Genomic DNA, 14043 nt, shown 5'->3' with positions numbered 1-14043 from the left:
GCAAGAGTGGAGCAGCGGTGAACGAACGGGAGCGTGCGCATTGCCGGCCTGCCGATGGGCAAAGGGTTCCATGAATTCGATCCAGGTCTGGAATTTCCTGCGGCAATTCTATCCGGTGGCCGCCTTTCTCGGCGGTTTCGTCTGGGATGCGCTGACCATCGGCCAGCGCATCCGGGTCGTCGATTTCTGGCGCCTGGGTGCCTTCCTGTTCGGCGCCGCGCTGCTGACGCTCTGGCTGGCGCGCCGGGAAGAGCGCGGGGTCGCGGCACCGGAGGCCGAGAAGTCGCTGCGCGGCCGCTTCCGCTCGCTCATCTGGCAGGCACCCTATCTCCTGCTGCAGTTCTTTTTCGGTGGGATTTTCTCGGCGCTTTTCATTCTCTACTTCAAGAGTTCCGGACACCTCGGCACCTGGCTCACCGCGGCCTTTCTCGGTGCCCTCCTGATCGGCAACGAGTTTGCCGGCGACCACTACGGGCAGCGCTTCACGCTGACCTGGGCCTTGTTTGCGCTGAATGCGATCCTGCTCTTCAATTTCGCGCTGCCGCATGCCCTGGGCAGCCTGAATCCCCTCTGGTTCTACGCATCGACAGCCGCCGGCCTGCTCCTGACGCTGCTCCTGCGCTGGCTGGCGCCGGGACGACCGGGACGCAGCGGTCCGGCCTGGAGCCTGGCTGCACTGTTGACGCTGGCCTTCAGCCTCGACATGATTGCGCCGGTGCCGCTGGTCAAGCGGCAAATGGCGGTCGGACAGGAGTTCGTGCAGGCGGACGGCAGTTACACGCTGCAAATCGAGCGGGCGGCGTGGTGGCAATGGTGGCGCGATCAGGCGAGCACCGTGCATGTGCCGGAAGGTGGCCGTCTGTACGGCGTATCGGCGGTGTTCGCTCCACTCGGCGTGACGGCGGCCCTCGAACACCGCTGGGAAGTCCATGCAGCCGCTGGCTGGCGGCTGGTCTACCGCCGGCCTTTCCAGAGCACCGGCGGCCGCGATCGCGGCTTTCGTGGCTACTCATGGGTACTCAATCCAGCACCCGGCGACTGGCGTTTCATCGTCGCCACCCAGGACGGCCGGACGATCGACATTCTGCGCGTGACGGTCGAGCGCGGTGCGCCGCCTCGCGAAGAAGTGCGTATCCGGGATTTCAACTGAATCTGCGCCAAGCGCCTGGCGAATGACTCTGGAACCCCGTGTGCTCAGGCCGGCATTCCCCTGCGTTGCCAATGCCGAACCGCGAGGTGTCGAAAAATCTTACATCGTGTTCTTCGCCGTGCCGCGGAATTGCGCGCAAGTTGTTGTAGAAAATAACAATTACCAGAAAGGCGCGTTTCTTGCTTAACATCTGTTGCCGTCCTGAATATTTTGTATCCATTCAACAATCCATTCGTAAGGTATCAACTACGAGACCGGGAGAACCGAACGTGCAACCCCTTGAGAATCCTACCCTGCGTGCCATGGCGGCCAGCTCCGCAATTTTCGCCCTTGTACTGATCCCGGCTGCAGCCGTGGCTGCGCCACTGACGGTCTCCAGCTACTCGATGAACAACGGTGCACACGGCAGCTACAACTATCGCGATTTCACCTATTCGTCCTGCGCCGGCGTTTGTGACACGACCAATGCTCTCCTGAGTGGCGGTACCGGCAAGCTCACCGATGGCGTCTCGCCCGCGCTCAACTGGAATCAGTACGGCGAACAAACTCCCTGGGTAGGCTGGGACCGTAGCCAGGCCTTTGCTCAAAACAACCCGGTGGTGACGTTCGACTTTGGCGGTATGGTCACGATCAACTCGGTTACTGTCTGGGTGGACAACTCGGCAGGCGCGGGTGGCGTCTGGCATCCCTCCTCGATCTCGGTGGATGCGACCAACTATGCGATTGCGCTGGATGGCAATCCGGCACCGCGTGCCTACACGTTCTCGGGACTGAGCATCACCGGGTCGAGTGTGGACCTGCAGTTCTTCCAGCAGGCGGCCTCGGACTACCCCTGGATCATGGTGGGAGAAGTCTCCTTCGATGGCATCGCAGTTCCGGAACCGGCATCTCTCGCACTGCTGGGCACCGGCCTCGCGGGAATGGGTCTGTTTCGTCGACGCCGTACGCCAGCATATCCGTTGCGCGCAGTCTGAACGGATCAATCGGGGCGGCTGCGGGTGCCGCCCTTTCATGATGGGGATTCCTATTTGCAGTGGTCGACTTCGCGCATTGTCAGGGGTTCTTGAAGGATAGGAAATCCAACACCAGCAAACAGAACACCTATTATTTGTGATAGCTGCGTCCGCCGCCGGCGACGCGCGCGGTCTGGGTGGCGGCATCCTGGGCAAAGAGACTCCAGCCCTGATACTGGGCATACGAGAAAAAAAACAATGCCAGCAGGCCGGCGATCCAGTTGCTCCTGATCATGGCAATCGCACCTCAGTCTGCCTCGCCACCCAGGTCGCTCTCGTTCCAGCGCCGTGCCTCGAAGGAACCCTTGCGCCAACGCGACCACAAGGGGAAGATCACCAGGAAGATCAGCAGCAGCACATAGTTCGACCAGCCCACCGGGTCACGGATGACCTCCAGGGTGTCGACCACTGCCGACACATTGTCTTTCCCGAGTTCGTACTCGATGACCAGGTAGTAGGTGCCTGCCGGCACGGCCGTGAACACCATTTCGTCGGACGCCGAACCCTCGGACCAGCTCTCGCCGTCATCGACGCCCTGGTAGTGGCTGATTTCCTGCATTCCCTGGTAGGCCTCGCCGCTGTTCTTCTCGACCAGGGTGGTGTTCACCGACAGCCAGTTGTTGGCGACATCGGTGCTGTGGCGGACCTGCAGCGCGCGTGCGCGGCTCTTGAGGACAAATTCCTGGCTGCTCAGCGTCGCCTCTTCGTTCTGTGGCGAAAGCACGATGCGCTGCTTGAGTACCGATTGTGACGCGAAGAACAGCAAGAAAACGAGCTGCACGACGGTCGCTGCCAGCGCCAGTTGCCAGAACAGTCGGCAAGCGCGGCGATGTGTTTCCAGCAGCGGGTTCGGCTGGTTGGCATAGACTCCGATCTGGCGGGGTGGCGGCGCCTTGACGCCGAAAGCAGTACGGATCTCGTCGGCCGGCCGATACTCGGCCTGCGACCAGTTCGCTTCCTTCGCCGTCACCTCGCGCGACAACATTCGCGGCGGACAGACATAATCGTCGACGGTACAGGTCTCACCGACGGCAACCCGCCAGTAGAACTCGCCGACGACATAGATCACTTCGGCCGAGCCATGGTTGTAGCGCTTGAACTCGTTCCCTTGATACTTGAACTTCGTCTGCCCGCTGCCGACCGAGGGTGGGTTGGAAAGTGTGCGCGCATAGTTCCAGTGTCCCTGATCTTCGATCAGCCAGGCGAAACCCTGCTGCCCGTCGAACAACAGGTATTCCGACCACACCGCATCGCTGCCCTGCGAGCTGCTGCTGCGGCGCATGAAACCGATCACTTCCCATTCGCTGTCGCCCAGCTTGCCCCGGCTTCCGAGCGGCAGCCAGGGCACTTCGCGCAGCGCCTGCGCGGCCTTGGCCAGGAGTTTGAAGTTTTCGTTGTCGACGCCGATGATCGATCCACAACTGTCGCAGGCGACGCTTTCGATGGCTGGCGAATGGATGCACAGTGGCGCCGCACAGTGCGGGCAATTGAAGGCGCGCGCAGCGACCTGTGGCGCAGCGCCGGCAGCCTGATCGTCCGGCTCCTTGAGGTTTGCGAGCTGGAGATCGGCAAAGGCAACGGCCTGGCCGACGAAGACCAGTGGCGGGGTCTCGCTGTAGTCGATGGTCAGGAAGCGATTGTTCCCGCGCAGGTCGGCGCTATGGACATCGTAGCCGGCAGCGACCTTGAACGGCAGCTCGCCCTGCCCGGAGATGCAGCGGGCAGTGACGAGATTGCTGACGGTGAAGGTGCGTCCGTCGAGGATGACCGGCATCTCCGGCACCAGTGCCGCGAATGCCGGCAGCGGGTCGCTGACCGCGACCTGCGCGCTGACCAGCCACTCGCCGGCGGCTTCGGCCAGCCATGCCGTGCGCCCGTCGTCGAAGAGGAGGTGCCATTCGTTCCAGATCCCGGCTTCGTATTGCAACTGGATGCGGCCGATGACCGTGAACGGGTGCTTGCGGAAAGTGCCGGTGCTGCCGATCTGGATCGGCGAGCGATCTTCGAGCAGTTCGGCCATGCGGCCGAGGTTCTGCAGATCCTCGCCGCTGCGCAGCAGGGTACTGCGACAGAACTCACAGACGACATAGATCGAGGTCGCCGACCGGAAAGCGACCGGTGCACCGCAGGACGGGCAGCGGGCGGTCTTCATGAGCGAACGGCCGGCACCTGCTCCTAGCCGGCGCTCACACCAGCTTGCCGAGCAATTCGGCCTTCTTGGCGTCGAACTCGGCCTGTGAAAGGATTCCCTTGGCGACCAGGCCATGCAGCTTTTCGAGCGTCGCGACGAGTTCGTCGGCATTGCCGGCAGCGCTTGCCGATGCTGCCGGCTGCACCGCCGGCGCGGTCCCGGCCGGCATGGTCTGCGCCATCACCGCCGTCATCGTCTGGCCGATGCCGAGTCCGGCACCGAGACCGGCACCGATGCCGGCAATGCCTCCCTCGTTCTGCGCCGCCAGCGGAATGCTGTTGGCCACCTGGTATTGCGTGTAGCGCCCAAGGTCGCCGAGCATGTTCATGCCGATGCGGCTGTCGAGGATCTTCTGCAGTTCCTCGGGCAGCGATACATTCTGGACGACAAAGCTGTCGAGCGTCAGCCCGTAGCGTTCGAAAACGCTTGCCAGCTTGCCCTTGAGGGTCCGGCTCAGTTCGTCCTGGTTGGCGGCCATGTCGATGAAAGGCAGGCCCGATTCGCCGAACAGGTCGGTCATCGAGCTGATCACCAGATTGCGTAACTGGCCATCGAGGTCGACGACGGTGTATTGCGCACGCGTACCGGAAATCTCGCTGTGAAACTTGCGCACATCGCTCAGCTGGTACGAGTAGATGCCGAAAGCGCGCATCCGCACCATTCCGAAATCCTTGTCGCGAATGGTGATCGGATTCGGCGTTCCCCATTTGCAGTCGAGCTGCAGGCGGGTCGAAAAGAAATAGACGTCCGACTTGAAGGGCGATTCGAAGAGCTTGTCCCAGTTCTTGAGGTTGGTCAGCAGCGGCAGGGTGCTGGTCGTCAATCGGTAGCGACCAGGTCCGAAAACGTCGGCAATCTGCCCTTCATTGACGAAGATGGCCATCTGCGACTCGCGTACCGTCAGCTGCGCCCCATACTGGATTTCGAAGTCCTGCATCGGGTAGCGCATGGCGAGCACGCCATCGCCGTCTTCCGTCCAGTGAATGACATCGACGAACTGTTTCTTGATGAAGTCCATGAGCGCCATGGCAATCTCCTGATCACAAGGTTGGCAAGCCGGCGCTGCGCTGGCGAGCACCGGGGATGGGGTGGATCGGTCAGTAGGTCATGCAGGCGGCGTTGATCAGGCCGATGCTGAGCGAAACGGCCGCCAGAAATATCGCCGGTGCGATGCGTCCGGCCGGGATGTCCTGATGGAGTTGCGGCAGTGTCAAACGGGCCACCAGATAGGCCAGGATCTGGATGACGCCGGCGATCGCTCCCCAGCAGGCGAGGTCGACCAGGGTATCGCTATGGGCAATGACGTTGGCCACCGGCATCGCGAAACCCAGCAGCGCACCTGCCAGGCTGACCGCTGCCGCGGCGTTGCCGGTGCGAATCAGCGTCACCTCGTGGTACGGCGTGACATTCAGGTAGATCAGCAGGAACAGCGCCAGCAAACCCATTGCCACGGCGAAGTAGGCGAGAAAGGCGGGCAGGGTCGTCAAGAGGTGGGTCGGCATGCGGCGTCTCCTGTCTACAGGCGCAAGGGATCAAAGGGATTCGGCATAGCGCACCAGTCCGCTGAGGATCAGATGGTCGATCAACTGGAAGGGGATACACAGGTGTGCTGCGAGACGCGCGGCGGCGCCACCGGTCAACAGGCAGCGGGCGCCGGGCTCGGTGGCGATTGCCGAAAACATCCGCTCGACGGCGCCGAGCTGCGCCTGCAGGCAGCCGCTGACGATGGCGTCCATGGTGTTGCGTGGCTCGCTGCGAAAAACGCCATCGGCGAGCGGCAACTGCGCGGTGTTGCTCGCCAGCGCCGCCCGCATCAGGTCGTAACCCGGCAGGATCAGCCCGCCGCGAAACACTCCGGCCGCATCTAGCCGGTCGACGGTCGTCGCCGTTCCGGCACAGACCACCAGGCAGGCGCTGCCGAGCAAGGCGCGCGCACCGATCAGCGCCGCCCAGCGGTCGGCACCGAGTTGCCGGGGATGTTCGTAAGTATTGCGCACGCCGCAGGCCTCGGCGCTGGCGTGCAGGAACGAGACCTGGGAGTGCCGCCCGGCGAGGAGAGCCGTGATGCTTGTAGCGACCTCGCTGCCGGCGACGTTGCAGATCACCACCCGCGCCACCGGCCATTCGTCGGCGGCCTCGCTCAACCAGGCGACATCGGCGGTCGCCAGCGCGCCGTTGTCCAGCCACCGGCTGCCGTCATGGACGCCCCATTTGATGCGGCTATTGCCGGCGTCGATGGCGATGTTCATGCCACCTGCAGCGACAGATCGCCGGACAGGCAGCGCTCGACTCCGTTCGCCGTCAGTAGCAGGAGTGCGCCGTCGGCATCGGCGCCGAGACAGATCCCCTCGCGGTCCAGCAGCCCGCCGTTGAGCAGACGCACCTGACGATCCTGCCAGACATGACGCGCCTGCCATTCGCTGCGCAGCGCGGGGAAACCCGTCGCGGAAAAGTCGTCGAGAACGGCGGCAAGATCGAGCAGCAATTGCGCCAGCAATTGGTGGCGCTCGGGCACCGGCGACAAGCGCTGTGCCAGTGCTGCCGGGCGATGCAGGAATTCCTGCAGTTCCTCTGCGCCGACGGCAGGCATTTGCAGATTGAGGCCGATGCCGATCACCGCCAGCATGCCTCCCGGCGTGGCCTCCAGTTCGATCAGGATGCCGCCGACCTTACCGCCGTCGAGGAGGATGTCGTTTGGCCATTTCAGTCCGACACCGGCGACGCCACAGGCTTCGAGCGAACGTGCGACAGCGACGCCAACCGCCAGCGACAGTCCCGCCAGCCGCGCCATGTCCCCGGGGATATGCCACAAAAGAGAGAAGGTCAGACCGGCTTCCGGAGACGACAGCCAGCTACGACCGCGGCGACCACGTCCGGCCGTCTGCTGATCGGCAACCAGCAGCGCACCACTGGGGGCTCCTTGACGGGCGCGTTCGAGCAGCAAAGTACTGGTCGAGCTGCACTCGCGCAGTGTCTCGACCGTGAAGCGGCACTGCGCCGGGCCGAGCAGCAGACTCAGGCGGGCAGCATCGATCTGGCAAGGGCGGCAGGCATGGTCCATGGTTTCGTCATCACAGGCAAGGCCGCCATTATCGCCGATTATCGTGCGGATGAACCTTCCCGATCTTCGCTCGCGCCGCTGCTGTCGAGGCCAAGTTCCTGAATCTTGCGGGTGATGGTATTACGGCCGATGCCGAGTGCCTGCGCGGCCTCGATTCGCCGCCCACCGGTATGGGCCAGCGCACGGTTGATCAGGACACGTTCGAAAGCGTGCGTCAACTTCATATGTACCTGCCCCGGGTCGCTGCCCAACAGGCGTTCAACCTCGTTCGCCAGCGCACTTTCCCAGTCGTTGGCCGGCGTCGCCGGCACGGCCTCACGCAGTTCTGGCGGCAGATCGGCAAGTTCCAGGAGTTGCCCCGGCGCCATCACCGTGAGCCAGTGACAGAGATTCTCGAGTTGCCGCACGTTCCCCGAAAAATCGAGCGAACACAGATGCTTCAGGGCAGCATCCGAAAAGCGCTTGCCTTCAACGCCGAGTTCCTGCGCGCTCCGGTGCAGAAAGTGGCGCGCCAGGATCGGAATGTCTTCGCGTCGTTCGCGCAGGCTCGGCAGGCGCACGCGGATCACGTTCAGGCGGTGAAAGAGATCCTCGCGAAAAAGTCCCTGGCTGACTCTCGCTTCGAGGTTCTGATGCGTCGCGGCAATGATGCGAACCCTGGTTTTCAACGGCGAATGGCCACCGACTCGATAGTAATGTCCGTCCGACAGCACGCGCAACAGCCGTGTCTGCAATTCTGCTGGCATGTCACCGATTTCATCGAGGAACAGCGTCCCCCCTTCGGCCTGCTCGAAACGGCCCTGTCGCTGCGCCGCCGCACCAGTAAAGGCGCCGCGTTCATGACCGAAGAGTTCGGATTCGAGCAGGTCGCGGGGAATCGCCGCGGTATTGATGGCGATGAAGGGCTTGTCGGCACGCGGACTGTGGCGATGCACTGCGCGCGCCACCAGTTCCTTGCCGGAACCCGACTCGCCGGTAATCAGAACGGTCGCGCTCGATTGACTCAGGCGACCAATGGCGCGGAAGACTTCCTGCATCGCCGGTGCCTGGCCGAGAATTTCCGGCGTCAATCCCTCCTCGTTGGGTGCACCACTCTGGTGCATGCTTTCACCAATCGCCCGCCGAATCAGTTCCAGAGCCTGATCGACGTCGAAGGGTTTCGGCAGGTATTCGAAAGCCCCCCCCTGAAACGCCGACACCGCACTCTCCAGGTCGGAGTAAGCGGTCATGATGATCACTGGCAGAGTCGGGAAGCGTTCCTTGAACAACTGCAACAATTCCAGTCCCGACTGACCCGGCATGCGGATGTCGGAAACCAGCACCTGTGGTGCTTCGCCGCCGGCGTCTAGTTGCGCCAGCGCTTCAGTCGCCGAGGCAAAGCTCTGGAAAGCGATTTTTTCACGCGCCAGGGTCTTCTCGAGAACCCAGCGAATTGATTTATCGTCGTCAACGATCCAGACCGGTTTCATCGATTCCTCAGGCAGCTTGTCAATTATCATTGCTTGCTAGCAAGAAACCTGCCAGCCGGTTCAGACGAGCGGCAGGCGAATCGTGAAACAGGTATGGCCCGGCTTGCTTTCACAATCAATCGTCCCCTGGTGTTGTTGCACAAAACTCTGCGCCAGTGTCAGCCCGAGGCCGCTACCGCCCTCGCGACCGGAAACCAGCGGATAGAACATACGTTCGCGAATGTCCTCGGAAATCCCCGGGCCATCGTCGACCACCTGCACTTCGAGTGCCAGCCGGTATCTGCGCTTGAACAAAGTGACCTGGCGCGCGGCACGGGTACGCAGCGTGATCTGCCCCGGTGCGGCGACACTCCCGTCCGCTTGCCGGCGAATTGCCTGCGCTGCATTCCTGGCGATGTTCAGGAAGACCTGGATCAATTGTTCCCGATCACCGACCAGTTCCGGCAGGCTGGTATCGTAGTCGCGACAAACGCTCAGGATGGTCGGAAATTCGGCAGTCAACAGGCTGCGCACACGTTCCAGGATTTCATGAATGTTCACCGGTCCCGGCTGCATCGGGCGATGCGGCGACAGCAGGCGCCGCATCAGATCCTGCAGGCGGTCGGCCTCCTTGATGATCACCTGTGTGTACTCGCGCAGACCCGGATTGTTGAGTTCGCGCTCCAGCAGTTGCGCCGCACCACGGATACCGCCGAGCGGGTTCTTGATTTCGTGCACCAGGTTGCGTATCAACTCGCGATTGGCATGCTGCTGCTCGACCAGGCGCTCTTCCCGCGTCGCTCGCAACTGTTGATCGATTGGCCACAATTCGACCAGGAGGCTGGCTTCCGGGGAATCGACCGGGTTGACCGTGCAGTTCAGTTGCAAGACCTCGCCACCCACCAGCCGCAAGCCGATTTTCTGCCCGGTGTAGCCCCAGCCCTGGTTGAGAACGCTGTCGAGCGCTGCCAGCAGTTTCGGCGGGCACTCCATGACGTTTTCCAGCGGACAGCCGGCAAAGACCTTGTTACTGATCGCCAGCAGGTTCTCGGCTGCCGGATTCAGGTAGCGGATGGCCAGGCTCGCGTCGAGCAGCACCACCGCCGACGACAGCAGATCCAGCCCGGCAAAGGGATGTCCCTGAATTTCAGGCATCGGCATGGAGGGGCGGCAACAGACCCTGACGATCAGCGCAGATTGGTGATTTCTTTCTGGATGGCCTCGACATTGCGCTGGTGCAAGGCAACCTTGTCCTTGTAGGCCTGCAGCCGTTCCTGCACCTTGCCACCACTGATCGCCCCACCCTGCATGCGTTCACTCGGCAGAATGATGCCTTCCTGTTCGGCAAGGTCCTTCTTCGCCTGTTCGGCATTCTTCAGCTCTGCCGCCAGTTCATTCTCGAGGATGCGTCGACGATCGCCGTCGCGCGACTTCTGCGTCTGCTCGTCCACCTTCGGGAAATTGCCTGGCGTCGGCGTTTTCGCTGCCGCAGCCGGCGGCCTGGCCGCCGGAGCCGGCGCCAGGTTGACCGGATCGAGGACGAGTTTCCGGCAACTCCTGGTCGGCACGTTCGAGTAGGTGACCCGCCCGTCGGGATCGGCACATTTGTAGATGTCCTGCGCATACGCCGACACTGTCGTGAGCAGTGCAATCGAAAGACACAGGGCTGGCAGTTTCATCGTCGTCGTATTCCTTTGTCGCAGCCAGCCCTCGCGAAGGAAAACTGGCAAGCCTCATCCTGAACATCAGGCGACGGCAAGAGATGGATCGAGCCAATATTAACGCGGTGGGCGGACGATCGGTAGACAAAAAAAGGACGGGCAAGCCCGTCCTCCTCCCTGCACTGCCCGATCAGCAGCTGTAGTACAGTTCGAATTCGACCGGGTGAGTGGTCATGCGCACCTTGTTGACCTCGTCCATCTTGAGTTCGATAAAGGCGCTGATCCAGTCATCGGAAAAGACTCCGCCACGGGTCAGGAATTCACGATCCTTGTCCAGCGATTCGAGCGCTTCTTCCAGGCTGGCGCAAACGGTCGGGATCTTGGCATCCTCTTCGGGCGGCAGATCGTAGAGGTTCTTGTCTGCCGGATCGCCAGGGTGAATACGATTCTGAATACCGTCCAGACCGGCCATCAACAAGGCGGAAAAGCACAGATAGGGGTTGGCGATCGGGTCCGGAAAGCGGGTCTCGATACGTCTGGCCTTGTCGGAGGCCACATGCGGCACGCGGATCGAAGCCGAACGGTTCTTGGCCGAGTAAGCCAGCTTGACTGGCGCTTCGTAGTGCGGCACCAGGCGCTTGTACGAATTGGTACCGGGGTTGGTGATCGCGTTCAGTGCCTTGGCGTGCTTGACGATGCCGCCGATGTAGAACAGCGCCATTTCCGACAGACCGGCGTAACCGTTGCCGGCAAACAGGTTCTTGCCATCCTTCCAGATCGACTGATGGACATGCATGCCCGAACCATTGTCGCCAACGATTGGCTTCGGCATGAAGGTCGCGGTCTTGCCGTACTGATGCGCGACATTATGAACCACGTACTTGAGTACCTGCGTCCAGTCGGCGCGCTTGACCAGCGTGCTGAACAGGGTGCCGATCTCGCACTGGCCGGCGGTCGCGACTTCGTGGTGATGCACTTCAACCGGCACCCCGACCGACTCGAGCGTCAGCACCATCGCCGAACGGATGTCGTGCAGACTGTCGACCGGTGGCACCGGAAAATAGCCGCCCTTGATCCCGGGACGGTGACCCGTGCCGCCCTCACTCTCGCTCTTTTCGCCACTCGTCCAAGCCGCTTCCTGCGAGAAAATCTTCAGGGTGCAACCGGACATGTCGACGCTCCACGATACCGAATCGAAAATGAAGAACTCGGGTTCGGGTCCGAAGTAGGCGGTGTCACCAATGCCGCTGGACTTGAGATAGGCTTCGGCGCGCTTGGCAATCGAACGTGGGTCGCGGTCGTAACCGCGGCCGTCCGCCGGATCGACCACGTCGCAGGTGATGACCACGGTGGTCTCATCGAAAAAGGGGTCGACATAAGCGGTGCTCGGATCGGGCATCAACTGCATGTCCGAAGCCTGAATCCCTTTCCAGCCAGCGATTGACGAACCATCGAAAGCGTGGCCGTTCTCGAACTTGTCCTCGCCAAAAGCGCTGACCGGCACCGTCACGTGCTGCTCCTTGCCACGCGTATCGGTGAAGCGGAAGTCAACGAACTTCGCCTCGTTTTCCTTGACCATGTTGATTACATCTTGCGGGCTTGCCATTGCAAAATCTCCTGAAGAGGTGCCGGGCTCGCCGGCGATAGTAGAAAAATAGGGGTGCGGGGGGGATTAGCAGAAAACGTGCCAATCACTGTCCCGGTGGATTTTCATTGTGCCACAAGGTTCTGGCGCGTTCTTGAGGTTTTTTCATTGCACCACGGCGGTGCGCCAAATCGATCCACGCACTGCAACGGTGCGTTACAGAAGAAAGCAGCCCGCCCTGCGAACGATTCAAGTGATTTATACTCCGAGCTTTATCGGGCGTCTTGTCGGGCGTCCTTCAACAGATACTTTAGCGGACACCATGGGAAAATTGACCGATCTGCTGCAACTCGCCCACGAACGCGGGCGCGAACTTGGCCTCCCGTACGCGGGTGCACTGACGCCGGAGGAGGCGTACAAGGTCTGGCAACTGGCGCCCGGCGCCAAACTGGTCGACGTGCGCACGCGTGCCGAATGGGATTGGGTCGGACGCATCCCCGGCGCCGTCGAGATCGAGTGGATGAGCTACCCCGAGAACCGGCCCAACAGTCATTTCCTGGCGCAACTGACGCAGCAGACCGATCGCGAAGCCCTGCTGATGTTCATCTGCCGCAGCGGCGCGCGTTCGCACCAAGCGGCCGCGCTGGTCAGCCAGGCCACGCCGCGCGACTGTTACAATGTGCTCGAGGGCTTCGAGGGGGACAAGGACGCCAGCGGCCAGCGGGGCAAGATCGGCGGCTGGCGTCACGCCGGCCTGCCCTGGCATAGCTGAACGCTGCCAGCTCGGCCTGGCTTTCCTGACATCGATTCGAGTACCACCATCATGCAAAGCGCGACCATCCACTTCGACAAATTCAACCAGTTGCAGGACGATGCCTGTCATCAGCGCATTCGTGCCGCGCGCGCGCGCCTCGGCAAGGAAGTCGTGCTGCTCTGTCACCACTATCAGCGCGCCGATGTTTATCAATACGCCGACCTTACCGGCGACTCGCTGAAACTCTCTCGCCTCGCCTCACAGACCGATTCCCGCTACATCGTTTTCTGCGGCGTGCATTTCATGGCCGAAGTCGCCGACATCATGTCGAAGCCCGAGCAGATCGCCATCCTGCCTGACCTGGCAGCCGGCTGCTCGATGGCCGACATGGCCAATCTGGCCAAGGTCGAACGCTGCTGGCGCGAGCTCGGCGAAGTGCTCGACGTGGATCAACAGGTCACGCCGGTGACCTACATCAACTCGGCGGCCGATCTCAAGGCCTTCTGTGGCGCACGCGGCGGCATCGTGTGCACCTCGTCGAATGCCGGCACGATTGCGGCTTGGGCGTTTGCGCGTCGCGAGAAGATTCTCTTCTTTCCGGACCAGCACCTCGGGCGCTGGACCGGCTTTCAGATGGGTATCGCGCTCGACGAGATGATGGTCTGGGACCCCGATCTCGAAATGGGCGGCCTCACCGCCGAGCAGATCCGGCGAGCAAGACTGCTGCTCTGGAAAGGCCATTGCTCGGTCCATCAGATGTTCCAGCCAGCGCACATCCTGCGTTTTCGCAATCAGCATCCCGACGGCCTGGTCATCGCCCACCCGGAATGCAGCTTCGAGGTCTGCCGGCAATCGGATTTCGTCGGCTCGACCGAACACATCGTGAGAACGGTCAAGGAGGCCCGGCCAAACACGCGCTGGCTGGTCGGCACCGAACTCAATCTGGTCAACCGTCTCGCCGAAGAAGTCCGGCAGGAGGGCAAGATCGTGCAGTTCATGGCGCCGACGGTGTGCATGTGCTCGACGATGCAGCGCATCGACCCGCAGCATCTGGCGTGGACGCTCGAGAACCTGGCCGATGGCCAGGTGGTCAACCAGATCACGGTGCCCGAGCATGAGCGGGCACTCGCCAAGCTGGCGCTGGAAAGAATGCTCGCTGTCTCTTGAGATCTGATCCGGA

14 protein-coding genes are annotated in these 14043 nt (G+C 62.1%); 4 read left to right on the top strand and 10 right to left on the bottom strand.

Features of this window, described 5'->3' with window-relative positions:
- The first annotated feature begins 70 nt into the window (after positions 1–70).
- Positions 71–1150 carry a DUF2914 domain-containing protein gene (locus V5B59_RS10510; protein ID WP_169071347.1) on the top strand — a complete coding sequence of 360 codons (1080 nt, stop codon included), beginning with the start codon at positions 71–73 and terminating at the stop codon, positions 1148–1150.
- Positions 1151–1419: 269 nt separating this feature from the next.
- Positions 1420–2124 carry a PEP-CTERM sorting domain-containing protein gene (locus tag V5B59_RS10505; RefSeq protein ID WP_308240166.1) on the top strand — a complete coding sequence of 235 codons (705 nt, stop codon included), beginning with the start codon at positions 1420–1422 and terminating at the stop codon, positions 2122–2124.
- 130 nt (positions 2125–2254) lie between these two features.
- Here the strand turns inward: V5B59_RS10505 and V5B59_RS10500 are convergent, their stop codons facing one another.
- The 10 genes from V5B59_RS10500 to glnA all read right to left on the bottom strand — a co-directional run bounded on the left by V5B59_RS10500 (position 2255) and on the right by glnA (position 12130).
- Positions 2255–2398 carry a hypothetical protein gene (locus V5B59_RS10500; RefSeq protein ID WP_332351862.1) on the bottom strand — a complete coding sequence of 48 codons (144 nt, stop codon included), beginning with the start codon at positions 2396–2398 and terminating at the stop codon, positions 2255–2257.
- A 12-nt stretch (positions 2399–2410) separates the two neighbouring features.
- On the bottom strand, positions 2411–4315 hold the full coding sequence (locus V5B59_RS10495; RefSeq protein WP_169071346.1) for a DUF4178 domain-containing protein: 1905 nt from the start codon (positions 4313–4315) through the stop codon (positions 2411–2413).
- A gap of 34 nt (positions 4316–4349) precedes the next feature.
- Entirely contained in the window at positions 4350–5381 is a 1032-nt protein-coding gene (locus V5B59_RS10490) for an SPFH domain-containing protein (protein ID WP_169071345.1), read from the bottom strand.
- Between the two features lie 70 nt (positions 5382–5451).
- Positions 5452–5856, bottom strand: a complete 405-nt coding sequence (locus V5B59_RS10485; protein ID WP_211203478.1) for a DUF350 domain-containing protein — start codon at positions 5854–5856, stop codon at positions 5452–5454.
- A 30-nt stretch (positions 5857–5886) separates the two neighbouring features.
- Positions 5887–6603: a type III pantothenate kinase gene (locus V5B59_RS10480; protein WP_169071344.1), complete on the bottom strand. Its 717-nt coding sequence runs from the start codon at positions 6601–6603 to the stop codon at positions 5887–5889.
- Positions 6600–7415 (bottom strand): biotin--[acetyl-CoA-carboxylase] ligase, encoded by an 816-nt coding sequence (locus V5B59_RS10475; protein ID WP_169071343.1) that lies wholly within the window; start codon positions 7413–7415, stop codon positions 6600–6602. Before V5B59_RS10475 ends, V5B59_RS10480 begins: the two co-directional genes overlap by 4 nt.
- A gap of 38 nt (positions 7416–7453) precedes the next feature.
- Positions 7454–8884: a nitrogen regulation protein NR(I) gene (gene ntrC / locus V5B59_RS10470; protein ID WP_169071342.1), complete on the bottom strand. Its 1431-nt coding sequence runs from the start codon at positions 8882–8884 to the stop codon at positions 7454–7456.
- Between the two features lie 60 nt (positions 8885–8944).
- Positions 8945–10024, bottom strand: coding sequence for a nitrogen regulation protein NR(II) (gene glnL / locus V5B59_RS10465; RefSeq protein ID WP_372703798.1), 1080 nt, complete (start codon positions 10022–10024; stop codon positions 8945–8947).
- Positions 10025–10050: 26 nt separating this feature from the next.
- Positions 10051–10542 (bottom strand): DUF4124 domain-containing protein, encoded by a 492-nt coding sequence (locus V5B59_RS10460; RefSeq protein WP_034914681.1) that lies wholly within the window; start codon positions 10540–10542, stop codon positions 10051–10053.
- A 172-nt stretch (positions 10543–10714) separates the two neighbouring features.
- Positions 10715–12130 carry a type I glutamate--ammonia ligase gene (gene glnA / locus V5B59_RS10455; protein ID WP_169071341.1) on the bottom strand — a complete coding sequence of 472 codons (1416 nt, stop codon included), beginning with the start codon at positions 12128–12130 and terminating at the stop codon, positions 10715–10717.
- Positions 12131–12431: 301 nt separating this feature from the next.
- Here glnA and V5B59_RS10450 point away from each other — a divergent pair, with 301 nt between their 5' ends.
- Both V5B59_RS10450 and nadA read left to right on the top strand, forming a co-directional pair.
- Positions 12432–12881, top strand: coding sequence for a rhodanese-like domain-containing protein (locus V5B59_RS10450; RefSeq protein WP_169071340.1), 450 nt, complete (start codon positions 12432–12434; stop codon positions 12879–12881).
- 51 nt (positions 12882–12932) lie between these two features.
- Positions 12933–14030: a quinolinate synthase NadA gene (nadA, locus tag V5B59_RS10445; protein ID WP_169071339.1), complete on the top strand. Its 1098-nt coding sequence runs from the start codon at positions 12933–12935 to the stop codon at positions 14028–14030.
- Positions 14031–14043: the final 13 nt, after the last annotated feature.

This window comes from Candidatus Accumulibacter contiguus (assembly GCF_036625285.1).
In the GTDB taxonomy this organism is placed as follows: Bacteria; Pseudomonadota; Gammaproteobacteria; order Burkholderiales; family Rhodocyclaceae; genus Accumulibacter; species Accumulibacter contiguus.
This window is presented reverse-complemented; position numbering and strand designations above follow the sequence as displayed.